This is a genomic window from Caulobacter sp., assembly GCF_039596335.1.
Classification (GTDB): Bacteria; Pseudomonadota; Alphaproteobacteria; order Caulobacterales; family Caulobacteraceae; genus Caulobacter.
The window spans coordinates 240,054-265,164 of sequence record NZ_JBCNJZ010000005.1; the positions used below are offsets into that span (position 1 = coordinate 240,054).

Consider the following 25,111-nt stretch of genomic DNA (forward strand, 5'->3'; position numbering starts at 1 on the left):
TTCCGGGAGGCCGCTTCTTGATCGTCACGGTAGAGAGCAGGCCCCGTGGGGTCTAAGCCAAAGGCGCTATGGACCGATACAGAATTTGGCTTGATGCAAAACGGGCGGACCTTGTGGGTCCGCCCGTCGCCGAAGCGCCTAGCCGAACAGCGGGACCGGCCCGCGTCCTCCGCCGTTCCAGTTGGCCCAGTTGGGGAAGATGTAGGGCATGTCCGCGGGGCTGACGCCGTACCACTGGGCGATGGCCCCGACATATTCCTCGGTGGCGATGGAGGGGATCCAGCGGCCGTCGTTGGAGGTGTCCTCCGAGCCGCCGAAGGTCATGTCCGGATAGCGGCCATGGACCTTGCCGTTGGCCAGGGCGCCGCCCAGCACCAGGTGGTTGGAGCCCCAGGCGTGGTCGGTGCCGTTGCTGGCGTTGCCTTTGAACACGCGACCGAAGTCCGACATCGTGAAGGCGGTGACGTTGTCCTGCAGGCCCAGGGCCTTCATGGCGTTGTAGAAGCCGGCCAGGGCCAGGGCCAGGTCGCCATAGAGCGTGTTGTGGCTGCCCAGCTGGTTGGTGTGGGTGTCGTAGCCGCCCTGGCTGACGAAGAAGGTCTGCTTGGCGTGACCCAGGGTGTTGCGGGCCTCGATCATCCGGGCCGCGCGCAGCAGCTGGCGGGAGATGTCCGAGGTCAGGGCCGCGCCGGTGGTCGGGTTGACGAAGAACTTGTCTACCGCCGAGGCCGTCGAGGTGATGACGCTGTTGGCCTGCACGGCCTGGGCGTAGGCAGTCGACATGCCCTTGCCGGTCAGGTCGGTGATCGCGCCGTAGGACGAGGCGTCGGCGAAGACCGAGAGCGCGGCTTGGCGAGCCTTCACCGCCGCATCGGTCGAGGCGGCGTTGTAGCCATTGCGCACGATCGATCCGCTGGACGGAAGGATCAGCGGCGCGGTGCGGTCTCCGATCAAGCACAGGTTCGAGCCGGCGATCGAGATCAGCGGCGGCAGGTCGGCCGTCGGAGCGCGGTCGTTGATCCGGCCCATGAAGCCGTTGTTGTTGACCGCGCGGGTGCGCATGCCCTGCCACTGGTTCTGCTGGTCCTCGTGGGACATCAGGTTCAGCGGCCGCAGGTCCGGGCGGCTGGTGTAAAGCGCCTTGGTCAGCGGGGCGAACAGCGTGCCCGTGTTAAGCACCGCGCCGAGGGCCCCTTCGTCCCAGGCGGCCTTCAGCGGCGCGAAGGCGCCGTGCAGGGCGAAGGCGGTGCCGGTCAGCGGCATCAGGCTGGACTGCTGCAGGGCCACCGTGCCGCGCTGCTTGGCGTAGTCTGTAAAGCGGCTGTCATTGGGCACGACCATGTTCCAGGCGTCGTTGCCGCCGAACAGGAACACGCCGACCATGGCGCGGTAGTTGCCGCTGTCGGCGGCCAGAGCGCTGGAGAGGCCCAGCTGGCCGAGGGCCGCAGCGGCCGAGCCGCCGGCCATCAGCTGCATCATTTCACGACGAGAGACGGTCATGGGTACGCTTACCGATCGACTTGGAAGAGGGGGGAAGAAGCGACGATGTACAGCGCGACCTGCGCGCGACGTCGGGCCTGCAGGGCGGGGTCGTTGTTCTTGATGGCGGCCATGGCTGTGGCGATCGACTGGCGCTGGGCGGCGGTCATCGTGCCGTTCAGCAGGACGAGATTGATCCGGTCGATGGTCTTGCCGTCGTCCGTCCCGTTAGCCTCCCACGAGGCCCAGTTGGGCACCGTGCCTGTCGGGCCCAGGGTCGGTTTGAACTCGCCGCGCGTGGAGTCGCCGCCGACCGTCCAGTCATACAGGAAGTTGTGGCGGGCCATGACCGTCGAGGTGGTCATTAGCTTGGTGACCGGGCTGAGCAGGCCAGCGCCCTGCGGCAGCGGGAAGTCGTAGGGATAGTAGTTGAACACCGAGGGCGCCCGGAACGGGGCTTGGCCCATGCCAGCGTCGCGCGTGGTGAAGGCGTAGCCGTCGGTCGTGTAGCCGATGGCGCGGGCCAGCGAGGTGGCCAGCAGGACCGGCTCCTTTACCTTGCCCGGCAGTTGCGAGACGACGCGCGCTTCGCTGTCCAGATAGATCGCCCGCACGACGGCCTTCATGTCGCCGCGCACGCCCGCGCCGTTGTTGGCGAACACGGCCGCAACGCGCCCGACATAGGCCGGAGTGGGGTTGGCGACGGTCAGCTGCTGGATCAGGCGTTTGCAGATGTAGGGCGCGGTATTGGGGTGGTTGAACATGGTGTCGACCACAGTGTCGACATTGGCCTGTTGGCTCGTGCCGGCGGCGATCGTCCTGCCCAGGAAGGTCTTGGAGCCGGTGTCGAAGCGCGCGGCGTTCATCACCATCGGCTTGGTCCAGTCGCGATTGGTGTAGTCGCTGAGCGGCGCGCCGTTCAGGCGGGCCCAGGTCCAGCCGGTGAGGGCGCGGGCCACTTCCTTGACGTCGGTGTTGCTGTAGGCGGCGATGGTCGCGCCCGTCGTGTCGGTCTGCGGCGTGCCGTCGGGATTAAGCAGGACGGTGCCGATGGCGAACAGCTGCATCAGCTCGCGAGCGTAGTTCTCGTTGGGCTGGGTCTTGTTGCTGTCCGCCATGTCCAGATAGTCGCCCATGTACGGGTTCAGGGTGACGGCCTGCAGGATGTCGCGGTAGTTGCCGAAGGCGTTGCTCAGCAGGATCTGGTCGAAGGTCGCCAGGCCCGCCGTGTTGCCGACCTCGACCGCCGAGGCGACGACGATCTGCGACAGGGCGAAGGCGACGCGCTGGCGCACCTGATCGTCCTGGCGGATGGCGTTCGTATAGAACCGCAGCTGCATCGGCGTGGCCGAGAAGTTGTCGCGGTTGCAGACATTGAGCTCGGTGGTGCCGGAGGCGAACTGGCTCGAGCAGAAGTTGCTCGGCACGGGCTTGGCGAGATCAGCATAGGAGCTGGACGCCATCGACAGCTGCTCGTCCAGCCAGGCGGCGGCTGACTTCTTGGCGACGATGGCGGCGATCAGCTCCGGCGTCGGGCCGAAGCTGGCCTGCTTGGCCAGGCGCGCGGCCTCGTCGGGCAGGATGTCGCCGGTGGGCGCCACGGCGATGTCGGGAACGCCGATGGCGCCGCCGCCCACAGGCGCGCTGGGGGCGCTGGCGCTGTCCGAACCGCCGCCGCCACAGGCGGAGAGGAAGAGTGACAAGCTCAGCGCGGCGGCCGAGCCAAAGTATTGTTTACGCATGACAGGGTCCCTGACGCGCCGAGAGCAGGCGGCGCGCCTTAAGCTGGAAAACCAGAGAAAACTGAGGATTTGAGAGGGGTTAGCGGTCCTGGAAGAGGATCTCCTTGACCGCGCGGACGCCGTTTTGGCGGTGAAGTTGGACGAAGATGTCGACGACGCGCCGGACGTGGTCGACGACGTCGGCGCGGCGCAGATTGGCCCCGGCCTGCAGAGCCATCAGCGCCAGCTGATCGACCGCGCCGGCCGGATCGTCGGCATGGATGGTGGTCATCGAGCCGGGGTGGCCGCTGGACACGGCGCGCAAGAACGAGAAGGCCTCGGCTCCGCGCAGCTCGCCCAGGATGATCCGGTCGGGCCGCAGGCGCAGCGAGGCCTGCAACAGGTCCTCGGCGCTGACCCGGGCCTCGCCTTGATCGCCGCGCACGGCCACCAGACCGACGGCGTTCGGGTGGGCCAGGCGGATTTCCGGGGCGTCCTCGATCAAGACCAGACGCTGGTCCAGCGGCACTTCCTTGAGAAGGGCGTTGAGGAAGGTGGTCTTGCCGGTCGAGGTGCCGCCGCTGACGACGATGTTCTTGCCCGCCCGCACGGCGGCGGCCAGGAAGTTGCGCACGTCGCCCGCGTCCAGGAAGGCGCGCAGGATGGCGTCGGAATTGGTCTTCGGCGCCATCACCTGATCGAAGGCCCCGGTGGCGGCGTAGTCGGTCAATGACAGGTCGCTGACCACGTGCTTGCGGATGGCCAGGGCCAAGCCCTCGCGCGTCGCCGGCGCGGCAACGACCTGCACGCGCGCGCCGTCGGGCAGCACGGCCGAGAGCAGCGGATGTTCGCGGCTGACGCCCTGGCTGGACAGGCTGGCGACCTGGCGGGCCAGTCGCCACAGGTTGGTCTCGTCCAGGGCCGGGACCTCGACCCGTTCAGCGGCGCCGCCGAGGCGCTCGACCCACAGTTCGCCGGGACGGTTGACGTAGAGGTCCGTCACCGCCGGATCAGCCAGCCACGGCGCCAGCGGCGCCAGATAGGCCTCCAGATAGACCCCGAGCTTCGGTGCGTGGACGCTCATCAGCGGGCGTCCGAGAAGTCGAGGTCGCGGGCCACGAAGATGGTCACCGGCGCGCCTTGAGCGGTCTTGATGGTCGGGGCGATCTGGTCGCTCTTCATCACCGTGCCGGCCATGTTGGCCGCCTGCGCCGCCGAGCCGATATAGATCTGCGAGGTCGAGCGGGCGTTGCCGACCGCGGCAACGCCGGCGTTCAGCACCGACATCAGGATCGACCCGCCGAAGCGGCCGAAGAAGTGGCGATCGACCTTGCCCTCGATGCCGCCGCGACCCAGCGGGTCGGCCGCGGGCGAGGCGATCTGGATGGAGACACCGTCGGGACGGATCACCCGGGTCCAGATCACGAAGACGCGCGAGGCGCCTTGGGCCACGCCCGACTTGTACTGGCCGATCACCCGGCTGCCGCGCGGGATCAGCACGGTGGAGCCGTCGAAGCTCTTGATGTCACGGGTGACCATGGCGCGGGCCAGGCCCGGCAGGTCGGAATTGATCGCCGTCTCCATCACTGCCGGGATCACCGCGCCTTGCGGGATGACGGCGTCGAGGTCGCGCATGGCGGTGGCCTTGGCGGGCGAAGCGTCACCGGCCGACAGGCGGTCGGCGAACTTCTCGTCCGGGTTCAGGCCGGTCTCGGTGGCAGCCTTGGTCATCGGCGCAGCGGTCTCGGCATTGACCTTGACCAGGATCGGGGCGCCGCCGAAGTCGACCACCAGGGTCGGGGCGCGGCGGCGCTGGTCCATGTCCACGGCCGGCACGGGCGGCAGCGGCTCGGCGCTCATGGCGGTGATCTGGGCCGGCGTCGCGGCCAGGCTGTTGTTCTCGGTGAACTGCGGGCCGGGAATGCTGGCGACTGGTGCGGGCGGTGCGGTCGTCGCAACGGCCTGGGTCGCAACGGCGGCGACCGTCGTGCGCTGCGGGCGCGGTTGAGCGTCGGCGCGGTGGCTGGCCATCCACATGAACACGCCGACCCCCATCAGGCCGAAGCCGGCCATGATGACGGGCGTGGGCACGCCGGCATGGGCGCGGGCGACGGCCGGCAGGGCCTTGGCGTCGGCGGCGGCGAGATCTTCCTGCACCTGGGCGTTCTGGCGGGGATCGGTCATTGGGCCGCTCCTGAAGCGAAGGCGGCGTTGGCGACGGTCAGGCTGGCCTTGCCCGAGCGCAGCACGAAGCGCGGGGCCAGTTGGTCTACGACGAGGTAGCCGTCGCGGACCACGGCGTTGGCCAAGCCCTCGACGCCGTCGGCGCCGACCACAAACACGGCCGGCAAGTCGGCCTGGGCCGGCCAGGCGAAATAGGTGGCCGCGCCGTCGTCGAAGATCTTGGACGGGCGGATGGCCGCGTCGCCCTTCACGCTATAGGCGCTGTTGCGCTCCACCGGCGCGGCAGGCGGCGTCGGGGGCGCGGCGACGAACGCCGGTGTGGGCGCGGGGACCAGGAAGCGGACCACATAGGCCAGGTCCTTGGTTGTGGCCTTGGGGCCTGCGACGACTAGCTCGAACACATAGCGCCGACGGTCGGTCACCACGGTCATGTTGGTGGCGGCCGTACGGTCCAGCGGCTTCAGGAACAGCAGGTTGGCCTTCTTGTTCGGCGTGACCTGCCAGCCCAGGGCGTCGCCGATCGAGACGTTCTCGATGCGCTCGTCAGGGGCGAACTCCAGCATGGTCTGGATTCCGAAATAGCCGGTCAGGCGCACGACCTGGTCGGGGTCATAGGCGACGGTGCGGATGCGGGAGTCCACGGCGCCGGGACGCGGGGTGTCGGCCGCCAGGGCAGGGCCGGTCAGGGCCGTGGCGACGGCCAGGGCGGCGAGAAGCGTACGGGGGTAAGCGAAGGTCACTGGTCTCTCCGGGCGCCTGAGGCGGCGCGGCGGGGGGCGGGGGTACGGCGATAGGTCTGGCCCAGCGGAGCGCTAGGCGCGGCGTAGGCGGCTTGGCCGGCGGTGTGGCTGCGGTCCGAGACGACGGTCAGCAGACGCGGACCGATCGGGTCGGCGGCGGGGGCGACGTCGCGGCGGTCCATGGCGGCGGCCGCGGCGGCGATGGTTACGGCCCGGCTCATCGGCTCGACCTGCGAGGCGGCGTAGCGCGGGGCGTTCGAAGCGGCGGCTTGGTCGGCCAGCGGCGAGCCCGCCAGGCCGCGCGGCAGGCGCAGGCCCGCGGCGATGACTGCCAAGGCGATGACCGCCAGCACCATGACCAAGGCGAAGACCAGGGTCAGGACCAGCACGGTGATGGCCGGATCAATCTCGAATGCGGCGAACTGCTGGGCCGCGCGCGCTTCGGCCAGGGCCTTCAGCGACGGGGCCAGCATGGCCAGTTCCAGCGACAGGGCCAGGGTCGTCATCAGCGGGATGAGGGCCAGGGCGATCATCGCCTTCAGCCAGCCCTCGACCAGGCCGCGGGTGGCCTCGAACAGGGCCAGGCCGCCGATCAGCGGTGCCAGGGCCAGGAGTATCGCCAGGACCACCTTGCTGGCCAGCAGCACGCCCAGCGTCGACAGGACCAGGGTCATGCCGCCGGTGTTGACAGCGAAGGCGCCGAAGCCCGGACCGCCTTGCATGGCCGCAGCGCCGGCGCTGGCCCGGCTGGCCATCAGCGTGGCGGACTGCTGGAGGCCGTCGAAGGCGTCCTGCAGCAGGGCGAACGGATTGCTGGGCTGGCCTTGCAGACCACCCAGAAGCAGGCTGCCGACCTCGGTCGGACCCCGGGTCAGGGTGTTGTAGACCAGGGTCTGGAACAGGTTCCAGTTGGTGGCCAGGGCCAGGATCAGCCCGACCTTGATCACCTGCAGAGTGGCGTCGCCGACCCGCAAGGTCCCTCTGCCCAGTAGCAACCGATAGCCGATGAAGACGACATACAGGGTCAGCAGACCGGTCAGCAGCAGGCCGACCGGCGAGCCGGGGCCGGCGAGAGCGGCGTAGCCAGTTTGGGCGAGGTCGTGGACGCGGCAGTCGACCGAGCCGATCAGGCCCTGGACCATTCCGGCGTCCGTGGGGGCGCAAGCATTGGCCATGGTTATGCGGCCTCCTGCAGTTTCGACATCCAGGCGGCGGGGTCGTCGCCCAGTTGCTCGCGAAGGGTGTCCAGCTTGCGCACGGTGCTCTCGCGGCCCGACAGGACCGTCAGCAACTCCGGCGCGCCGGCCAGGTTCAGGCGGGCCACGACACTGTCGGTCCCGTGCTTGATCAGGAAGCAGCGCGAGGTGTCGGGCAGGGTCTTCACCAGCTCGAACTCGTGCGGGGTCAGGCCGAAGCCGTCGCAATAGTCCTTCGCCTGGGCCTTTGGATTGGCCATGAAGATCTGGGTCGCGGCCTGCTCGATGATGGCGCTGGCGATGCGGCTCTCCAGGGCGTCCTGGGCGCTCTGGGTGGCGAAGCCGACCACGCCGTTGCGCTTGCGCAGGGTCTTTTCCCAGTCCTTGATCCGCGCCACGAAGGCGTCGTCGTCCAGGGCCTTCCAGCCCTCGTCGATGACGATCAGGGTCGGGTGGCCGTCCAGGCGCTGCTCCACGCGGTGGAACAGGTACATCATGGCCGGGGTGCGCAGCGCCGGGTCGTCCAGCAGCTGGGTCATGTCGAAGCCCAGGGTCGGCTGGTCCAGGTCCAGGCCGTCGGTCTCGTTGTCGAACAGCCAGGCGTGCTCGCCCGCGCCGTGCCAAGGGGCCAGGCGGGCGGCCAGATCGGCGGCGTCGGGACGGCGCGCGCCCCGGAACAGCTCGGCGAAGTAGCGCAAGCGGCGCAGGCCCGGGGCCTGATCGTAGCTGGCGTCGACGGCGTCCTTGATCCGCGCGGCGTCGTCGGCCGAGAGCGTCTCGCCCGGGATCGAGACCAGCTTGGCGACCCACTCGGTCAGGAAGCGGCGGTTGGCGGCGGTGTCTTCCAGCGCCAGCGGGTTGAAGTCGGTCGGCTGACCGGGGCGCAGGGTCTCGTAGCGGCCGCCGATGGCGCGCAGGAAGATCTCCGCGCCGCGATCCTTGTCGAAGAACACGATGCGCGGGCTGTATTTGCGGGCCTGGGCCAGCAGGAAGTTCAGCACCACCGTCTTGCCCGAACCCGACGGGCCGATGACCGTGAAGTTGCCCAGGTCGCCCTTGTGGAAGTTGAAGTGGTACGGACCGGCCGAGGTGGTCTCCAGCAGGGTCACCGCGTGGCCCCAGTGGTTGCCGCCGGCCTGGCCGACCGGGAAGTTGTGGCCGCTGGCGAAGCCGGCGAAGTTGGCGGTCGAGATCAGAGCTTTTCGAGCGATGTCCTTGAAGTTGCCCGGGAACTGGGCCCAGAACGCCGGCTCCAGATTGATGTCCTCGCGCACGGCGATGGCGCCCATCTCGGTGAAGGCCGACATCACTTCGGCCGTTGAGCGGTCCAGACCGTCGAGGCTTTCGCCGCGCACCAGGACGGTCAGGTGATGCTCGCCGAAGGCGGCGCGGCCCGAGACGACGTCGTCCTTGGCGCGGGTCAGGTCGGCGCGCAGCGACAGGCCGTCGTCATCGGCGGCCTTCATGCGGCGCAAGGCTAGGTTCATGCGCTCCAGGGTCGGCTGGCGATCGACGAAGCCGAAGCTCTGGCTGACCACCATCTCGCACGGCAGTCGCAGTAGGTCGTCCAGCATCCCCGGCGTGGTCTGGGCGGGGTAGTCCTTGACCGAGACCATCGAGCCGAAGCCGCGCGCCAGGGCGCCGGCGCGGGACAGTTCCAGGGTCTCGTGGCCGAAGCTGGCGCGGCGATAGGGCAGGTACTCGCCGGCGTCGCCTTGCGGCGTCAGCACCGGGCGCATCTCGCCGTTGTAGAGGCAGGACAGGAATTCCAGAGGTTCCGAGCAGCGGCCGCCAGGACCGTCATAACCGCTCAGCAGGCGCGCGCCGTACGGGGCGAGAGCCGAGATCAGGCTATCGCGGGCGCTGTCCAGTTCGCGGCGGTCGGCGGCCAGGGTGGCGGCGGCCTCGGCCTTGTCGGTCCCCTTGAGGGCGCGCAGGAAGCCGTCGATGACGCCCCCATGGCCCTGCAGCGGGCGACGGACGATCGTCAGGAACAGGTCGTTGACGTAGAGCTTGCGAGCGGCCAGGCGCTCGCTCCAGGCGGCGTCGAGGTCGGCGCTGAAGGCGTCGTCGAACGCGCCTTCGGTCCGGGCGTCGACCTGGCGGCGGACGATGTGGTGGTAGATGGCGAATCGCGAGCTCGACAGGCCACGCAGCATCACGTCGCGCACGGCCTTGCGATAGTTCAGCTCTTCGCTGTCGGCCGTCTCGAACGGCAGGCCGGCCAGATGGATCACCTGCATCAGCAGGCCGTCGCGCGTCTGGATCGTGACGTCGTCCAGGTGGCGGGCGTACGGCAGGCGCTTGCCGGCCGTCATCTCTTTGCGCGGGTTCACGCGCTGTAGCTGTTGCATCGCCAGGCTCGGAAATTGGGTACGCGGGGCCAGCGGCTGACCTTGGTCAGCCAGAGATCGAAGATGCGGGGCTCGCGCAGGCAGGCCGCGTAGCCGATCGCGTGGATCACCAGGGCGGCGGCGATGGCCCAGAACGACTTGGTGATCAGGAAGAGTTCGGCGGTGACCACCCCGTTGACTACGAAGTAGCTGTAGGTCACGCCCGCGAACATCTGCGGGCGCGTCAGGGCGCCGAACACCACGTCGCGATCCAGCGGGGCGACCATGGCTTAGGCCGCGCCCGAGGCGGCGCGGATGCCGCTGACGATCGTGGTGGCGCCGAACAGGATGAAGCAGCCCAGGATCACGGTCGCGCCGTAGCGCCAGTTGAGGCGGCCGGTCAGCATCATGAAGCCGACAGCGGCCACGGCCATCACCGCCACGGCGGTGGCGACATTGCCCATTAGGCTGCCCTGCAGCCAGGTGACGCCGGCCAACAGAGCGCTGGAGCCTTGCGGATCGGCCTGGACGACCTGGGCCTGGGCCTGGCTGGCGGCGGCCGTCAGGACGGTGGTGAGCGTGGCGGTTTTAGAGGCGATGAACTTACGCATTACTGGGCTCCGAGGGCGGGGACGGCGAAGGCGGCGCCGGTAGCGGCCATGCGGCCGAGGATGGAGGTGACGTAGGCTTGGGTTTCGGCGTAGGGCGGCACGCCGCCATGCTTGCGCACCGCGCCGGGGCCGGCGTTGTAGGCGGCCAGGGCCAGGCGCACGTCGCCGCCGAAGGTTGTGAGCATGCGGCGCAGATAGAGCGCGCCGCCGCGGATGTTCTGGGCGGGATCGAACGGATCGACGCCCAGGTCGCGGGCGGTGTCGGGCATCAGCTGCATGACGCCGATCGCACCCTTGGACGAGCGGGCGGCGGGGCGAAAGCGGCTCTCGCGCCAGGCCACGGCCTCGACCAGACCGCGATCCAGGGCATAGGCGTCGGCGGCCGAGGACAGTTCGCGACGCACGGCGTCCGGCGCGCTGCTGGCGACCAGCAGGGCAGGGGCCGCGACGGCGGGCGCCAGGCGCGTCGCGCCCTCGGCGGTGAAGACGGCCGGACCGTCATAGGTCGAGACCTGGCCCTCGTCCCCGATCTCCAGCACTTGGGCCGCGACAGGGCTGGCGAAGAGGCAGCCGACCGCGGCCGCCGCCAGCAAGGCCTGGCGAACGATGTCGAACGTCAATGACGCCCCCTCATACGATCAAATCAACTTGGTTAACTGTGTAACGGGAGCGATCGATGAGTGTAATGCGGCAGGTTGGCGCATAATGATTTGATCGGGATGTCAAAAATGATGTTTTGAAGTCCTGATCTCAGCTTGGCCTTACGCGAATGTCGGGTTTTGAACTCTTTCAAATCGTTAAATGATGGTTAATTTACTGAAGTGCTCCAAGAAGTACTGAGTGAGTACATCGGGCGTTTTGTAGGGTCACAAAAGAATCTCCTTTGAGTCTTCGATACACACTTGCCTGTGGATGGAATCGGTCGGCAGCCTGCGTTCAAGTTCAGTCGGGGCGTTTCATGTTGCCGTTCATCAAGACCCGGGACCTGCTGGTCCGTAATTTCGCCTTCAGCCTGGTGAGCGGATGGGTGATGATCGTCGCCGTCGCCTGGACGGCTCTTCACTAGGACTCGCTCAGGACTCATCGGCGCCACAAAGCGCCGCGCCGTCGCCATCTTCGGGCGCAGTTCCGCGTTCAAGGTCTAGGACCAGCAACGGAATCCAGCCTTGCCGCTCAATATCGACGACCTCAACCGACTGCTCTACCAGACCGAACAGGCCCGCCGGCTGCTCGTGGGGGAGAAGCTCGGGCGGCACGGGATCGTCCTGGGGCAGTGGCTGGTCCTGGACGCCCTGCACAAGGAGGGCGCGTCGTCGATGTCGATGCTGGCCGGCGTGATCGGTGCGGACCGTACGACCCTGACGCGGACCATCGACGGACTAGTGGCCGCCAAGCATGTCGCCCGCGCCACCCCGCTCAAAGACCGCCGCCTGGTGCTGGTCGAGTTGACCGACAGCGGCCGCGCGCTGGTCGAGTCCATCCTGGCGTCGCTGGAGACGGTGCACGCCAGCGTCTTCGCCGACTTCTCGCGCGACGATCTGGACGCGCTATCGGTCCTTCTTGCGCGCTCCCTGGCGCAGATAAAGCTGGCCGTCGCCGAAGGTCCCAGGCCCGTGGCCATCCGGCTTGAACGTGGCCGCGCCGTCATGGGCCAGTCGAAGGCTGGCTCGCGTCTGCGTCCTTAGATCGACCTCGGCCAGCAGTTGGCCGCTCTCGTCCAGGATCGCCATCGTCCACGGACCCGGCTTGGCGAAGACTTCCGGATAGTCCCGGATCAGAGCGGCTCCCAGCTTGACGGCTTCCAGCTTGGCCTCGTCCAGACTGCGCAGCAGCACGCCCTCCGGATCCGGAAAGTGCTCTGGTGCGATGACCTCGAACCGAAACCTGCGCATGGTACCCCTGCCGCGACGTCCTGGGTCGCCACAGAGTTGAACGCGCATCGGCCCAAAAGGCGCCGCAATTGAGCAAGGGAAAGTTGAAACGGCGCGCGCCGCTCGCTCGCGCCTGTGGATTATGCGCGGCGAACGACTAGGGCCCAGGCCAGTACGGCGACAGCCGCGCCCAGGCCGATCCAGGCGATCCAGTCCAGCATGTCGTCGCCCATCAGGCCGGCGATCAGGCCGACCAGGCTGGCGATCGCGACGACGATGGGGATGGTCCACACGCGGCGGAAGCTGGAGGAGGTCTTGCTCATGCGGCCTCCGGCGCTTCGGGCGGCGGGATCACCGCGTCATGGGCCGGCGTGCGGCGGCGGGCCAGCCACAGATAGAGGCCGCTGCCCAGCACGATGATCGTCACGATGTCCAGGATCGCCCACAGCAGCTTCAGGGGCAGGGCGCCGTAGTCGCCGAAGTGCAGTGGTTGCGACAGCAGTAGGGCTTGGGCGTACCAGGGCATGCGGCGGATGGCGGTCAGCTGGCCGGTCTCAGCGTCGATCAAGGCCGGGGTCAGCAGGCGCTGGGTGGCCGGCGTCGCGCCCTGCAGGAACACCGCATAGTGGTGATTGCTGGAGAACGAGCCGCCAGGGAAGGCCACGAACTGCACACGCATGCCCGGGGCCGCGGCCTGGGCCGTCTTCACCGCCGCGTCGATGGACGCCAGGCGCGTGGGGACCGGCTTGCCCTTGTAGGGCGCGGTCATGGCCGCCAACTGATCAGCCTTCCAAATCTGCAGGATCGGCGTCGACAGGGTGTTGATCACGCCCGTCAGGCCCACGACGACCACCCAGGCGGCCGTCACCACGCCCAGGAGGTTGTGATAGTCCAGCCATTTCAAGCGGGTGGAGCGCGAGGCGCGCACCGTACCGAAGGCGATCTTGCGCATGAACGGGGCGTAGATCACCAGGCCCGAGACGATGGCGATGAAGAACAGCAAGCCCATGAAGCCGAGAAACAGGTAGCCGGGCAGGCCCAGAAACATGTCGGTGTGCAGGCGCAGGATGACGTCCATCACCTGGCCGACCGGACCGGCGGCGGCGGGCGTCAGGATCTGTCCGTTGGTCTGGTTGATCGACGCGAAGTGCATCTGTGTTTCGGGCGCGTCGGGGCGCGGGCCGCTGGTGACATTGACCACCGGCCGGTCGATGTCGAAGCTCATGAACAGGCCGACCTCGCCGGAGCGGGCCTTCAGGGCGGTGTCCAGCACCTGGTCCAGGTTCAGCACCGGCTGGCCGGGCTGGGCGACGATCGGGGCCTCGCGGCGGGTCAGACCGTCGATCTCGTCATGGAAGACCAGGGGCAGGCCGGTCACGCACAGCATCAGCAGGAAGACCGTGCAGATCAGGCTGGTCCATTTGTGAACCAGCGACCAGGCGCGGACGGCTTTGCGCGACATCGACAAGGCGAACTCGAAGCCCTTGAGAGTGAGACTTGTTCGCGTAGCCGCTTAACGCGGTCGCCACAACACCGCACCGGGGTTTCGTCGCGTGAAGCGGCCGCTAGGCCGCCTTCAGCAGGCCGTCGAAATATTCGATCGTCTTCATCAGCCCGACCTTCAGCGGCGCGGTCGGGGTCCAGTCCAGGATCTCCTTGGCCAGGGTGATGTCAGGCTGGCGCTGGCGCGGGTCGTCGGAGGGCAGGGGGCGATGCACCAGGCCCGAGCGGCTACCGGTCAGCTCCAGAACTAGGTCGGCCAGCTGCTTCATGGTGAACTCGACCGGGTTGCCCAGGTTGATCGGGCCGGTGACCTCGTCGCCGGTGTTCATCAGCCGCATCAGGCCGTCGACCAGATCGTCGACATAGCAGAACGAGCGCGTCTGGTTGCCGTCGCCATACAGGGTGATGTCCTCGCCCCGCAGCGCCTGGACGATGAAGTTCGACACCACGCGCCCGTCATTGGGGTGCATGCGCGGGCCGTAGGTGTTGAAGATCCGCGCCACCTTGATGCGCAGCTTGTGCTGGCGCCAGTAGTCAAAGAACAGGGTCTCGGCGCAGCGCTTGCCCTCGTCGTAGCACGAGCGGATGCCGATCGGATTGACGTTGCCCCAGTAGCTCTCGACCTGCGGATGGATGGTCGGGTCGCCGTACACTTCCGAGGTCGAGGCCTGCAGGATCTTGGCCTTCACCCGCTTGGCCAGGCCCAGCATGTTGATGGCGCCGTGGACGCTGGTCTTGGTCGTCTGCACGGGGTCGAACTGGTAGTGCACCGGGCTGGCCGGGCAGGCCAGGTTGTAGATCTGGTCCACCTCGACATACAGCGGCATCGTCACGTCGTGACGCAGCAGCTCGAAGCGCGGGTTGGCCAGATTCTGCGCCACGTTGAGGCGCGAGCCGGTGTAGTAGTTGTCGACGCAGAGCACCTCCGCGCCGGTCTCCAGCAGGCGGTCGCACAGGTGCGAACCGACGAAGCCGGCGCCGCCGGTGACGAGAATTCTCTGGTTATGCATCGACCGACAGACCTTCAGGGACTCAGCGCCGCTGTCTGCTTGTACAGCGGCGCCGGTCCTCGCTCCAAGGTCGTGTTTTCGCTTAGCCGAGCGAGGGCTCAGCGATCGGCTTGGCCCGGGCGCGCTTGGCCGGCAGGGCGGGCTGAGGCGCGGTGGGCGACAGCTCTTCCTGGCTGAAGTCGTCGACCGCGACCACGGCCGCCACCGCGTCATCGGCGGCGCTCAGGGCGGCGATCTCGTCAGGGCTCAGCAGGCCCTTGGCCAGGCCGTCCTTCCACTGGCGCACGCCTTGCTCCTTCAGGCGGTCGTGGATCGGCTGGGTGGCCACGACGCGGTCGAAGGCGTCGATCAGCTGGCCGATCGCCTCGTCCTTGCCGCCGACATAGACACCCTCGATCAGGCGGTCGCGGGTGGGCGAGGGATGCATCAAGAGTTCGGCGCAGGCACGGGTGACGTGGTCCGGCGGACCGCGGCGACGGGCGCCGAACGGCAGCACAGCCGCGCGCAGCAGCCAGCCGGCGATGCGGTTGGGCAGGTTGGCGAACACCTCGTCGAAGCGCTTCTCGATGGTGGCGAACGCGGTCTCGGCGCTCCAGCGCAACAGCGGGAAGTCGTCGTCCTGGCGGCCCTCGTCCTCCCAGCGCTTGAGAGCGCCGGACAGGAAGTACATCTCCGACAGAATGTCGCCCAGGCGCGCCGACAGCATCTCCTTGCGCTTCAGCTCGCCGCCCAGGGTCAGCAGGGCGATATCCGAGGTCAGGGCGAAGGCGGCGCTGTAACGGCCCAGTTGGCGGTAGAAGCCGCTGGCCCGGCCGGCGTCCGGGGCGGGGGACAGGGCGCCGCCCGTCCAAGCGCGGGCCGTGGCGCGGATGCCGTTGCGCAGGGCGTGGGCGACGTGGGTCCAGAACACCTCGTCGAACTCAGCCAGGCCCTTGGCCTCGTCCTCTTCGCCCAGAGCCAGGATTTCCTTGAGCATGTACGGGTGCGCGCGGATCGCGCCCTGACCGAACACCATCAGGCTGCGGGTCAGGATGTTGGCGCCCTCGACCGTGATGCCGACCGGAATGGCGCGGTACTGACTGCCCATGTAGTTGCGGGGGCCCTCGATGATCGCCTTGCCGCCGTGCACGTCCATCGCGTCGTTGATCACCACCCGCATCCGCTCGGTGGCGCCCGACTTCAGCAGGGCCGAGATCACCGACGGGTGCTTGCCCATGTCCAAGCCGGCGCAGGTCAGACGACGCGCCCCGTCGACGAGATAGGCGTTGCCGGCGATGCGGGCCAGGCGCTCCTGCACGCCCTCGAACTTGCCGACCGGCAGGCCGAACTGCTGGCGCACGCGGGCGTAAGAGCCGGTGGTCAGGGCGCTGAACGCCGCCGCCGCGCCCGACATGGCCGGCAGCGAGATGCCGCGGCCGGCCGCCAGCGCCGTCATCAGCATCTTCCAGCCCTGGCCGACGCGGTCAGCGCCGCCGATGACCAGGTCCAGCGGAATGAAGACGTCTTCGCCCCAGTTGGGCCCGTTCTGGAAGGTCTGGAAGGCGGGCAGGTGGCGGCGGCCGATCTTGACCCCGGGGGTGTCGGTCGGGACCAGGGCGCAGGTGATGCCGATGTCTTCCTTACCGCCCAACAGGCCGTCGGGATCACGCAGCTTGAAGGCCAGGCCCAGCACCGTACAGACGGGGCCGAGGGTGATGTAGCGCTTGTGCCAGTTCAGGCGGATGCCCAGCACCTGCTCGCCCTTCCAGGTCCCGCGTACAACCACGCCCTCGTCGACCATGGCCCCGGCGTCGGAACCGGCCTCGGGGCTGGTCAGGCCGAAGGCGGGGATTTCGGTTCCGTCGGCCAGGCGCGGCAGCCAGTAGTCCTGCTGCTCTTTCGTGCCGAACTTGACGATCAGTTCGCCCGGGCCGAGCGAGTTGGGGACCATCGCCGTCACCGCCGCGGAGGTCGAGCGGGTGGCGATCTTACGGACGATCTCGGCGTGGCCAAAGGCCGAGAAGCCAAGGCCTCCGTACTCCTTCGGAATGATCATGCCGAAGAACTTCTCGCGCTTCAGGAAATCCCAGGCCTCGGGCGGCAGGTCGCGCGTCTCCCAGGTTATCTTCCAGTCGTCGAGCATGGCGCACAGCGTATCGACCGGGCCGTCGAAGAAGGCCTGCTCTTCAGGCGTCAGCTGCGGCTTCGGGAACGAGAGAAGCTCGTTCCAGTCCGGATCGCCGGTGAACAGCGCCGCGTCCCACCAGGTGTCGCCGGCCTCGATGGCGTCGCGCTCGGTGTCCGACAGGGCGGGCAGGACGCCCTTGGCCCACTGGTAGATGGGGCGGGTGATCGTGTCCCGGCGGAAGGAAGAGCTGCTGGTCATGACGCTGCCTCGATAGTTACTCGAGGTGTCAAACGCCGGTCGGCCGCTCAGGCTCCGACGAAACTTCGCCTTAAGGGCGTGGGATCAGCCGCGCCCCCACAAGCGTTCGAAGCGCCAGCCGGTCAGGTCCTCGACGATCTTCTTGGACTCCGGCGTCTCGGCCTCGGTCTCGCCGGCGCGCAGGCGTTCGACCTCGTGCACCAGCACCGCGTGGGTGCGGGCGTTGAGGCGGAACGACCACGACGCGGCCAGGCCCGCCAGCATGACCAGGGCCGGTCCGCCGACCATGACCAGCACCAGCACAAGCACGGCCTGCGGCGTCTGGACGATCACCGCGCCGGGGTGGGCCTTGTCGGCGGCGACGAAGCCGCCCAGGCCGATTAGGCTGGTGGTCAGCACGATCGCGCCGGACTGGGCGACCTTGCGGGTCAGAGTCATGACGCCGGCGAAGATGCCTTCACGGCGCTGGCCGGTGACGGCCTCGTCGACGTCGGGCAGGTAGTTGTAGACGCTCCACGGCACGAAGTTCAGCGTCCCGCGGCCCAGGCCCGCCAGGATGATCGGCACGAACAGCCAGAACAGCAGGAACGGGCTGGCGCCGCCGCCCAGCAGATTGCCGCCCAGGGCCGACAGCCCCTCGGCGAAGCCTGCCGGCTTGGTCAGGTAGAAGGCCAGGTACAGCGCCAGGGCCGCGCCAAAGAAGCTGATGGCGATGCGATAGGCCACAACCGGGCCGGTGCGGATCACGACATTGACGGCGACCATCACCGAGATCAGCTGCGCCACGTACATGGTCGTCATCAGCTGCGAGATCACCAGGGTCGCGCCCATCATCACCGTGGCCACAAACAGCGGGAAGGCGGTGTTGAAGATGTCCTGGCTGATATAGCCGCCCAGATACAGCGACAGGTGCTGGCGGAAGGCCTTGATCTTCAGGGTCGAGAACAGGTCGCGGAACATGTTGACCGGAATCATCGCCGCCTTGTTCCAGTCCATCGGCTCGGGCTGGATCAGCTTTTCGTCCTCGGTGTAGGGGCGCTCCCACGACAGGAAAACCACCAGGGTCACGACCAAGCTGAACAGCACGCCGAAGATGGCGGCCATGATCAGGAAGGTGTTGGGCGAGTCCTTGCCGCCGAAATTGTTGATGATCAGCGTCGGCAGATACGAGGCCAGGATCGCCGAGCTCTGGGCGACCATCATCCGCGCGCCGGCGAACTTGGCCTTCTCCTCGTACTTCTTGGTCATCTCCGCGGCCAGTGTCTCCCACGGGATCAGGAACATCGTGTAGACGAACTCGAAGAAGATGAACGTCACCAGGTAGTAGGTGAAGGTCTGGCCGCTGACGAAGATCAGGGCGAAGGCCGGCAACAGCGGAATGGTGGCGATCAGGAACACCTTGCGCCGGCCGATCTTCCGCCCGATCCAGGTGTGGCGCAGGTTGTCGGAGATGTAGCCGATCAGCGGGCAGGTGATCGCTTCCAGCAGGCGCGGCAAACCCAGGATCAGGCCCGCCTCAACCGGCGACAGCCCGCAGAAGGTGATGAAGAAATAGGCCAGCCAGCCGGTGATCACCGCCTGCGCGCCGGCCCCCAGCATGTCGCCAGACCCCCAGCCCCAGTAGTTGATCCAGGTGGGCGTGCGAGCGTCCGACGAGGCCATGTGCGTGTCTTTCCCTTTGAGGCGGGGTCTTTGCGCCCCTTCGCCGGTCCGTCCCCCTGGGCGGACCGGCTACTGTGCGGTCGTCGTTAGATGAAGGCGCGCTGGAACTCGCCCAGGGCCAGCATGGCCAGGGACTGGCCGTAAGGCATCGAGGTCAGCGGGATGTCCTTATAGCCCTGGATCGTGTCGAACACCGGGGTGCCGAACGAGACCTGCTGCAGCTCGCCCGCCTCATCGATATTGGCCAGCACGCCCTTGATGGCGCGGATGGCGACGGCCTCGTAGTCCTTGCTGATGTAGCGCTTACGCACGGCTTTGAGGACGCCGTAGGCGAAGCCGGCCGTGGCCGAGGCTTCCAGGTACGAGGTCTTGTCGTCGATGATCGTGTGCCACAGGCCCGACTCCTGGTCCTGGAACTGAGCCAGCGCCTTGATCTGGGCTTCCAGCGCGTCGATCAGGAAGGCGCGCAGGCCGTCGCCGGGCTTCAGGTCCAGCAGCTCGATGAACTCGGGGATGGCGATCGTCACCCAGCAGTTGCCGCGCGCCCACAGGGCGTCGGCGAAGTTGTGACGGCCCTCGAAGGTCCAGCCGTGGAACCACAGGCCGGTCTTGCGGTCGGCCAGGTACTTGATGTGGACCATGAACTGGCGCTTGGCCTCCTCGACGAAGTCGGGGCGGTCGAGCAGCAAGCCGATCTTGGCCAGCGGCAGCACGCTCATCATCAGGGTGTCGTCCCACAGCTGCTGCGGGTTCTCGCTGTTGAAGACGATGTGCTGGAAGCCGCCTTCCTCGGTGCGCGGGCCCTCGTACATGACGTAGTCGGCCCACGTCTCGAGATAGGGGATGTAGGTGTGGTCGCCGGTAGCCTCGTACAGATAGGCCAGGGTCAGGAACGGCGAGACCGTGTTGATGTTCTTGGTCGGGGTGCCGGCCGCGAAGCGGTCCTCGAACCACTTCGTCATGATGTCGAAGGCGCGCTCGTCGCCGTGCATCTCGTACTGCTTCCACAGGCCGTACAGGCCCACGCCGTGGGTCCACTCCCAGTCGTTCCAGCCCTTGGTGTCGATGACGCGGCCATCGTCCAGGCGCAGCAGAAACTCGCCGGTCTCGTCGGTGATGTCCACGAGGTTGCTGATCAGCGAGGCGATCTTGGCCTTGATGTCCTTGGCGTCCAGGCCATGGGCGAGATTGGGCACGGGGAAGTCTCCGAAAGAAAGTCAGGTAGGGCGGCGAGCGCCGAAAGGGGGCGGGGCTTTAGCCCGCGAAGTGGAAGACCGGCTTCAGCGGCCATTCGACCGGCTTATTGTCCGGATGGACTTCCATGAGGTCGGCCATGAAGTCCCACCAGCGCTTCATCACCGGCTGCAGCGGCAGGGCGTCCTTGTTGTGGTCGGAACGCAGGCGCAGCACGGCGAAAAGGCTCATGGTCTCCTCGTCCAGGAAGATCGAATAATCGTAGATCCCCGCGTCGCGCAGGGCTTCCGCCAGGTCCGGCCACAGTTCGTCGTGGCGGCGCTCATACTCGGCGGCGACGCCGGCCTTGAGCTGCATGCGGAAGGCGAGGGGACGGTCCTCGGGTGTCGTGCTCACAAAGTCCTCCTGTAGGCGATTGTTCTTATTGTCTTTTTATTGGGGTAGTCGGTACACGCGCCGGGCGTTGCCGGCGAACAGGGCTTCGCGCTCTTCGTCGCTGAAGCTCGCCGTGATCGCATCATAGGCCGCGTAGAACGCGCCAAAGCTGCCATGCACGCGCTCGACCGGGAAGTTGCTGGCGAACATGCAGCGCTCGACGCCGAAGGTCTCGATGACCCGCAGGACGAAAGGCTTGAAGCTCTCCATGCTCCAAGCGCGATCGACCATGGCCAGGCCCGAGATCTTGCAGGTCACGTTCGGGCGCTGAGCCAGGACGGTCAGGCCTTCGCGCCAGGCTTGAAGCCCCGCCTCGTCGCGATCGGTCGGCATGCCGGCGTGATTGACGATCAGCGGGATGTCCGGATGGGCGTCGGCCAGTTCGGCGGCCATGGCCATCTGCGAGGCGTAGAGCTGCAGGTCGAACGACAGGCCGTACTTGGCCAGCAGCGCGAAACCCGTCCTCCAACGGGTGTCGAGCAGCTTGTCGGAAGGCCCGTAGGTCTTTGTCGGGTCCTCGTGCCAGTTGACGATCTGGCGGATGCCCCGAACGCTCCGGCGCGTCGCGTGGTCGGCCAGCATGGACTCAACATCGGGATCGTCCAGGTTGGCGCCGGCCACGATACCGGCCACCACGCCGCGCGTGTCGGCGATCTCTTGCAGCCAGTCGGTTTCCGACAGCTGGTCCTTGGGCGGCAGGCCGCATTCGACATGCACGGTCTGCACGACGTTCCAGCCCTTGGCGTCGGCCAGATAGTCCGACAGGCCATAGGACTTGTAGGCGATCCCGGACATGTCGCCGGCCGGATTGTTCGGCAGCGGGGTGTCCTGGAGCCAGGCGTAGTAGTGCCGATCCAGATCCCACAGGTGCATGTGGGGATCGACGATGGGGCCGGTGTACGCCATGGCTCCAGTATCCCTAGAAGGTGGTCCGGCCGCCCGAGGTGTCGAAGGTCGCAGCGGTGGTGAAGCTGCATTCCTCCGACGCCATGAAGCAGACCATGGCGGTGCTCTCGTGGATCTCGCCCAGGCGGCCCATCGGGATCTTGCCCCGCATGTAGTCGACCTGGCTCTGCGGCAGCTGGGCCAGGATCGGGCTTTCGAAGGTGGCCGGGGTCAGGGCGTTGGCGATCACGCCCTTGCCGGCCAGTTCCTTGCCCAGCGACTTGGTCAGGCCGATCACACCGGCCTTCGACGCCGAATAGGCGCTGGCGTTGGGATTGCCTTCCTTGCCGGCCACCGAGGCGACGTTGACGATCCGGCCGTAGCCGGCCGCCAGCATGTGCGGCACCACTTCACGGCAGCAGTAGAACAGGCCGTTCAGGTTGATGTCGATCACGCGCTGCCAGCTGTCGAGCGGAAACTCGTGCACCGGAACGGTCGCGCCGGTGATGCCGGCCGAGTTGACCAGGACGTCGATCTTGCCGAGCGTGTCCAGGCTGGCCTTGGTCGCGGCGGCGACCGCGGCTTGGTCCGAGACGTCGAGGGCGTAGGTGAAGCTGGCGCCCACCTCCTCGGCGGCGGCCTTCAGCGCGTCGGCGTTCAGGTCCCACAGGGCGACCTTGGCGCCTTCGGCGACCAGGCGCTTGGCGGTGTCCTTGCCCAGGCCCGAGGCGCCGCCGGTGATGACGGCCGTGCGGCCGGCGAAGCGCTCTGCGTAGACGGTCATTGGGCGCCGTCCTTCGACCAGGCCACGACGATCTGGCGCTGTTCGCCCAGCTTCTCGATGCCCAGGCGGATTTCGTCGCCGGCCTTCAGATAGACGGGCGAGGGCTTCTGACCCATGCCGACGCCGGGCGGGGTGCCGGTGGTGATCAGGTCGCCCGGCTCCAGCGTCATGAACTCGCTGATGTACGAAACCAGCTTGCTGATCGGGAAGATCATGGTCTTGGACGAACCGTCCTGCTTGCGATCGCCGTTGACGTCCAGCCACATGCCCAGGTTCTGCGGGTCGCCCACCTCGTCCGAGGTGACCAGCCAGGGGCCCACGGGGCCAAAGGTGTCGCAGCCCTTGCCCTTGTCCCAGGTGCCGCCGCGCTCGATCTGGAAGGCGCGTTCCGAGACGTCGTTGATCAGCACGTAGCCGGCCACGTGGTCCAGGGCCTCGGCTTCGGTGACGTAGGACGCGCGCGAACCGATCACGACGCCCAACTCGACTTCCCAGTCGGTCTTTTCCGAGCCGCGCGGGATCATGACGTTGTCGTTCGGGCCGGTCAGGCAGCTGACGGCCTTGGTGAACAGCACGGGCTCTTCGGGGATCGGCAGGTTCGACTCGGCGGCATGGTCGGCGAAGTTCAGGCCCACGGCGATGAACTTGCTGACGCCGTTCACCGGCACGCCGTAGCGGGGCGAGCCCTCGACCACCGGGAGGGTGGCGGGGTCGATCGCGGCCAGGGCCTTCAGGCTTGCTGGCGACAGCTGGGCGCCGGTGATGTCGGCTACGTGGCCCGACAGGTCGCGGATCTGGCCTTGCGCGTCGAGCAGGCCGGGCTTCTCGGAGCCCTTCGGGCCGTAGCGGAGCAGTTTCATGGGGATACGCTTTCGATAGGGATCAGCGGGCGTAAGGACGGTGCAGACCGACCTCGCGATTGAGTTCGACGCCGAAGCCCGGCGCGTCTGAGAGCTTGAGTTTGCCGTTCACCGGCACGGGTTCGCCGATCAGCTGCGGGTGGAACATCGGCACCACCTCGTCGGTCTTCGGGGCCATCATCAGGAACTCGGCGAACGGGCTGTTATGGCGCGTGATGACGAAGTGGTAGCTGTACACCGACGAGCCGTGCGGGATCATCATCACGCCCTTGCTGTCGGCCAGGTTGGCGATCTTGATCAGTTCGGTGACGCCGCCGCACCAGCCCACGTCCGGCTGGATGATGTCGCAGCATTCCATCTCCAGCAGCATGCGGAAGCCCCAGCGGGTGGCTTCGTGCTCGCCGGTAGTGACCAGCATGCCCTTGGGCGCGTTCTTCTTCAGGTCGCGATAGCCCCAGTAGTCGTCGGGGCTGAGGGCTTCCTCGATCCACTTCAGGCCATATTCGTGGGCCTTGTGGGCCAGCTTGGTGGCGTAGTTGAGGTCCAGCGACATCCAGCAGTCGAACATCAGCCAGAAGTCCTCGCCACAGCGCTCGCGCATGGTGGCCAGTTCTTCGAGGTTCTTGCGCAGGCCTTCCTCGCCCTCGGCCGGACCGTGGTGCAGGGGCATCTTGCCGCCGATGAAGCCCATTTCCTTGGCCAGGTCCGGACGCGCGCCGGTGGCGTAGAAGGTCAGCTCGTCGCGCACCTTACCGCCCAGCAGGGCGTAGACCGGCTCCTGGCGCAGCTTGCCCAGCAGGTCGTACAGCGCCAAGTCGACGCCTGAGATGGCGTTCACCACCAGGCCCTTGCGGCCGTAATACTGGGTGGAGAAGTACATCTGGTCCCAGATCTTCTCGACCTCGGTCGGGTCGCGGCCTTCCAGGAAGCGGGCCAGGTGCTTTTCGACGATATAGGCGGCCGGCTCGCCGCCGGTGGTCACCGCAAAACCGATCGTGCCGTCGGCGGCCTCGATCTCGACGACCAGCGTGCCCAGCACGTTGATGCCGAACGACTGGCGGCTCTGGCGATATTCCGGATAGCGCGACATCGGCGTGGCGATGTGGTCGTCGATCCAGTGGCCGTCGCCCTGGTCGTGATAGTCGGCGCCGCCGCCACGGACCACGAAGGCGCGAACATGCTTGATGACCGGAAACGCCATGGGCGACGAGGCTCCAACCTTTAGGACGTCGCCCAGGCGACGTTCGGGACAAGGAGAGGCGCGAGCAGGGCGGACCGCTCCGCCATGTCCTGGCGCCGCCGTCGGCCGCGCCTACCTCCCCAACACAACCTGTGACACGCTATCGCTGGGTGTCGGCCAACGTTTAGAGTCGGCGTCTGTCCGCTTGCGTTGCGTTCCACAATATGAGAGGTAGTGCTACAAAATGAAACGATCAGCGTCAAGGGGACGGAACGGGTGAGCGCCGCCGATAGCAATGACGACACCGCGGTGGCCAAGACCCCCAGCGGCAGCCAGACCCTGTTTCGGGGTCTCGACCTGCTGGATGTGGTGGCCGAGTCGGGGACGATCGCGCTGCCGGCCCTGGCCAAGCAGCTGGGCCTGACGCGCAGCACCACCCACCGCCTGGCCACCGCCCTGGTCGAGCGCCGGCTGCTCTCGCAGGCGCCGCGCGAAGGCTACAGCCTGGGCAGCAAGCTCCTGGAGCTGGGCTATCTGGCCAGCCAGCAGATGGACTTGCCGCGCGTGGCCCGCCCGCACCTGGAAAAGCTGTGGGACGACACCGAGGACACCGTCCACCTGGGCGTGCTGGACGCCGACCGGGCGCTCTATCTCGACAAGCTGACCGGCCGTCGCCGCATCAACATCAGCTCGCGCGTCGGCGATCGTCAGCCGGTTCGCTCGACGGGCCTGGGCAAGGCCCTGGTGCTGGATGACGACGAGGAGCGCTGGCGCTCGCTGTACCGCTCGGAAGGCCCGCCGGCCCCGGGCGCGCCGGACGAGAAGCGCTGGATCGACTGGATGCGCGACTACGCCAAGCGCGGCGTGGCCTTCGACCTGGAAGAGAACGAGGACCGCATCCGCTGCGTCGCCGCCCCGATCCGGGGCGCGTCGGGCCAGATCGTCGGCGCCATCAGCGTCTCGGGCGCAGCCCAGTACATGGACGACGAGCGCCTGGCGGCACTGGTCGATGACGTCCGCGACACGGCCAATGCGATCGGCCGTGACCTGGGTTGGAACGGCAAGCGCCAAGCGCGCTGAGGCTTAAGAGTAGAGGGA

Annotated in this window: 23 protein-coding genes; 2 read left to right on the top strand and 21 right to left on the bottom strand. The window is 67.5% G+C overall.

What is annotated here, in order from left to right:
* Nucleotides 1-138 precede the first annotated feature (138 nt).
* The 10 genes from ABDW31_RS12415 to ABDW31_RS12460 form a co-directional block, all read right to left on the bottom strand.
* Nucleotides 139-1,500: a DUF1501 domain-containing protein gene (locus tag ABDW31_RS12415; RefSeq protein WP_184718759.1), complete on the bottom strand. Its 1,362-nt coding sequence runs from the start codon at nucleotides 1,498-1,500 to the stop codon at nucleotides 139-141.
* 8 nt (nucleotides 1,501-1,508) lie between these two features.
* Complete coding sequence (locus ABDW31_RS12420) at nucleotides 1,509-3,221, bottom strand: DUF1800 domain-containing protein (RefSeq protein WP_184718760.1); 1,713 nt, start codon at nucleotides 3,219-3,221, stop codon at nucleotides 1,509-1,511.
* A 79-nt stretch (nucleotides 3,222-3,300) separates the two neighbouring features.
* Nucleotides 3,301-4,284 (bottom strand): P-type DNA transfer ATPase VirB11, encoded by a 984-nt coding sequence (gene virB11, locus ABDW31_RS12425; RefSeq protein WP_184718762.1) that lies wholly within the window; start codon nucleotides 4,282-4,284, stop codon nucleotides 3,301-3,303.
* Entirely contained in the window at nucleotides 4,284-5,384 is a 1,101-nt protein-coding gene (locus tag ABDW31_RS12430) for a TrbI/VirB10 family protein (protein ID WP_184718764.1), read from the bottom strand. Before ABDW31_RS12430 ends, virB11 begins: the two co-directional genes overlap by 1 nt.
* The gene (locus ABDW31_RS12435) at nucleotides 5,381-6,124 is read right to left on the bottom strand and encodes a TrbG/VirB9 family P-type conjugative transfer protein (protein WP_184718766.1); all 744 of its coding nucleotides are present in this window, start codon (nucleotides 6,122-6,124) and stop codon (nucleotides 5,381-5,383) included. Before ABDW31_RS12435 ends, ABDW31_RS12430 begins: the two co-directional genes overlap by 4 nt.
* Nucleotides 6,121-7,299, bottom strand: a complete 1,179-nt coding sequence (locus ABDW31_RS12440; protein WP_184718768.1) for a type IV secretion system protein — start codon at nucleotides 7,297-7,299, stop codon at nucleotides 6,121-6,123. The genes ABDW31_RS12435 and ABDW31_RS12440 overlap by 4 nt, the downstream gene beginning before the upstream one ends.
* Nucleotides 7,300-7,301: 2 nt before the next feature.
* Nucleotides 7,302-9,674: a VirB4 family type IV secretion/conjugal transfer ATPase gene (locus tag ABDW31_RS12445; protein ID WP_184718770.1), complete on the bottom strand. Its 2,373-nt coding sequence runs from the start codon at nucleotides 9,672-9,674 to the stop codon at nucleotides 7,302-7,304.
* On the bottom strand, nucleotides 9,653-9,940 hold the full coding sequence (locus ABDW31_RS12450) for a type IV secretion system protein VirB3 (RefSeq protein ID WP_184718772.1): 288 nt from the start codon (nucleotides 9,938-9,940) through the stop codon (nucleotides 9,653-9,655). Before ABDW31_RS12450 ends, ABDW31_RS12445 begins: the two co-directional genes overlap by 22 nt.
* Nucleotides 9,941-9,943: 3 nt before the next feature.
* On the bottom strand, nucleotides 9,944-10,264 hold the full coding sequence (locus ABDW31_RS12455; RefSeq protein WP_184718774.1) for a TrbC/VirB2 family protein: 321 nt from the start codon (nucleotides 10,262-10,264) through the stop codon (nucleotides 9,944-9,946).
* Nucleotides 10,264-10,884 (bottom strand): lytic transglycosylase domain-containing protein, encoded by a 621-nt coding sequence (locus ABDW31_RS12460; protein WP_221444663.1) that lies wholly within the window; start codon nucleotides 10,882-10,884, stop codon nucleotides 10,264-10,266. The genes ABDW31_RS12455 and ABDW31_RS12460 overlap by 1 nt, the downstream gene beginning before the upstream one ends.
* Before the next feature lie 546 nt (nucleotides 10,885-11,430).
* On the opposite strand from ABDW31_RS12460, the gene ABDW31_RS12465 reads away from it, so the two are divergent.
* A complete protein-coding gene (locus ABDW31_RS12465; RefSeq protein ID WP_184718776.1) occupies nucleotides 11,431-11,949 on the top strand; it encodes a MarR family transcriptional regulator in 519 nt (172 codons plus the stop codon).
* Nucleotides 11,950-12,275: 326 nt separating this feature from the next.
* Here ABDW31_RS12465 and ABDW31_RS12470 read toward each other — a convergent pair whose 3' ends face one another.
* From ABDW31_RS12470 to rhmD, 11 genes are all read right to left on the bottom strand, one after another.
* Nucleotides 12,276-12,458 carry a hypothetical protein gene (locus ABDW31_RS12470; protein WP_184718778.1) on the bottom strand — a complete coding sequence of 61 codons (183 nt, stop codon included), beginning with the start codon at nucleotides 12,456-12,458 and terminating at the stop codon, nucleotides 12,276-12,278.
* Nucleotides 12,455-13,597, bottom strand: coding sequence for a PepSY domain-containing protein (locus ABDW31_RS12475; protein ID WP_184718780.1), 1,143 nt, complete (start codon nucleotides 13,595-13,597; stop codon nucleotides 12,455-12,457). Before ABDW31_RS12475 ends, ABDW31_RS12470 begins: the two co-directional genes overlap by 4 nt.
* A gap of 103 nt (nucleotides 13,598-13,700) precedes the next feature.
* Entirely contained in the window at nucleotides 13,701-14,648 is a 948-nt protein-coding gene (locus ABDW31_RS12480) for a UDP-glucuronic acid decarboxylase family protein (RefSeq protein WP_184718782.1), read from the bottom strand.
* Between the two features lie 82 nt (nucleotides 14,649-14,730).
* A complete protein-coding gene (locus ABDW31_RS12485) occupies nucleotides 14,731-17,013 on the bottom strand; it encodes an acyl-CoA dehydrogenase (protein WP_184718784.1) in 2,283 nt (760 codons plus the stop codon).
* 84 nt (nucleotides 17,014-17,097) lie between these two features.
* Nucleotides 17,098-18,675, bottom strand: coding sequence for an MFS transporter (locus ABDW31_RS12490; RefSeq protein WP_184718786.1), 1,578 nt, complete (start codon nucleotides 18,673-18,675; stop codon nucleotides 17,098-17,100).
* 86 nt (nucleotides 18,676-18,761) lie between these two features.
* On the bottom strand, nucleotides 18,762-19,871 hold the full coding sequence (locus ABDW31_RS12495; protein ID WP_184718788.1) for a glycoside hydrolase family 88 protein: 1,110 nt from the start codon (nucleotides 19,869-19,871) through the stop codon (nucleotides 18,762-18,764).
* 58 nt (nucleotides 19,872-19,929) lie between these two features.
* Nucleotides 19,930-20,226: an L-rhamnose mutarotase gene (locus ABDW31_RS12500; protein ID WP_184723834.1), complete on the bottom strand. Its 297-nt coding sequence runs from the start codon at nucleotides 20,224-20,226 to the stop codon at nucleotides 19,930-19,932.
* Nucleotides 20,227-20,301: 75 nt separating this feature from the next.
* Nucleotides 20,302-21,210: an amidohydrolase family protein gene (locus ABDW31_RS12505; protein ID WP_184718790.1), complete on the bottom strand. Its 909-nt coding sequence runs from the start codon at nucleotides 21,208-21,210 to the stop codon at nucleotides 20,302-20,304.
* 13 nt (nucleotides 21,211-21,223) lie between these two features.
* On the bottom strand, nucleotides 21,224-21,973 hold the full coding sequence (locus ABDW31_RS12510; protein ID WP_343698892.1) for an SDR family NAD(P)-dependent oxidoreductase: 750 nt from the start codon (nucleotides 21,971-21,973) through the stop codon (nucleotides 21,224-21,226).
* A complete protein-coding gene (locus ABDW31_RS12515; RefSeq protein ID WP_184718794.1) occupies nucleotides 21,970-22,833 on the bottom strand; it encodes a fumarylacetoacetate hydrolase family protein in 864 nt (287 codons plus the stop codon). The genes ABDW31_RS12510 and ABDW31_RS12515 overlap by 4 nt, the downstream gene beginning before the upstream one ends.
* A 22-nt stretch (nucleotides 22,834-22,855) precedes the next feature.
* The gene (gene rhmD / locus ABDW31_RS12520) at nucleotides 22,856-24,034 is read right to left on the bottom strand and encodes an L-rhamnonate dehydratase (RefSeq protein ID WP_184718796.1); all 1,179 of its coding nucleotides are present in this window, start codon (nucleotides 24,032-24,034) and stop codon (nucleotides 22,856-22,858) included.
* A 255-nt stretch (nucleotides 24,035-24,289) separates the two neighbouring features.
* On the opposite strand from rhmD, the gene ABDW31_RS12525 reads away from it, so the two are divergent.
* Complete coding sequence (locus ABDW31_RS12525) at nucleotides 24,290-25,093, top strand: IclR family transcriptional regulator (protein ID WP_184718798.1); 804 nt, start codon at nucleotides 24,290-24,292, stop codon at nucleotides 25,091-25,093.
* Nucleotides 25,094-25,111: the final 18 nt, after the last annotated feature.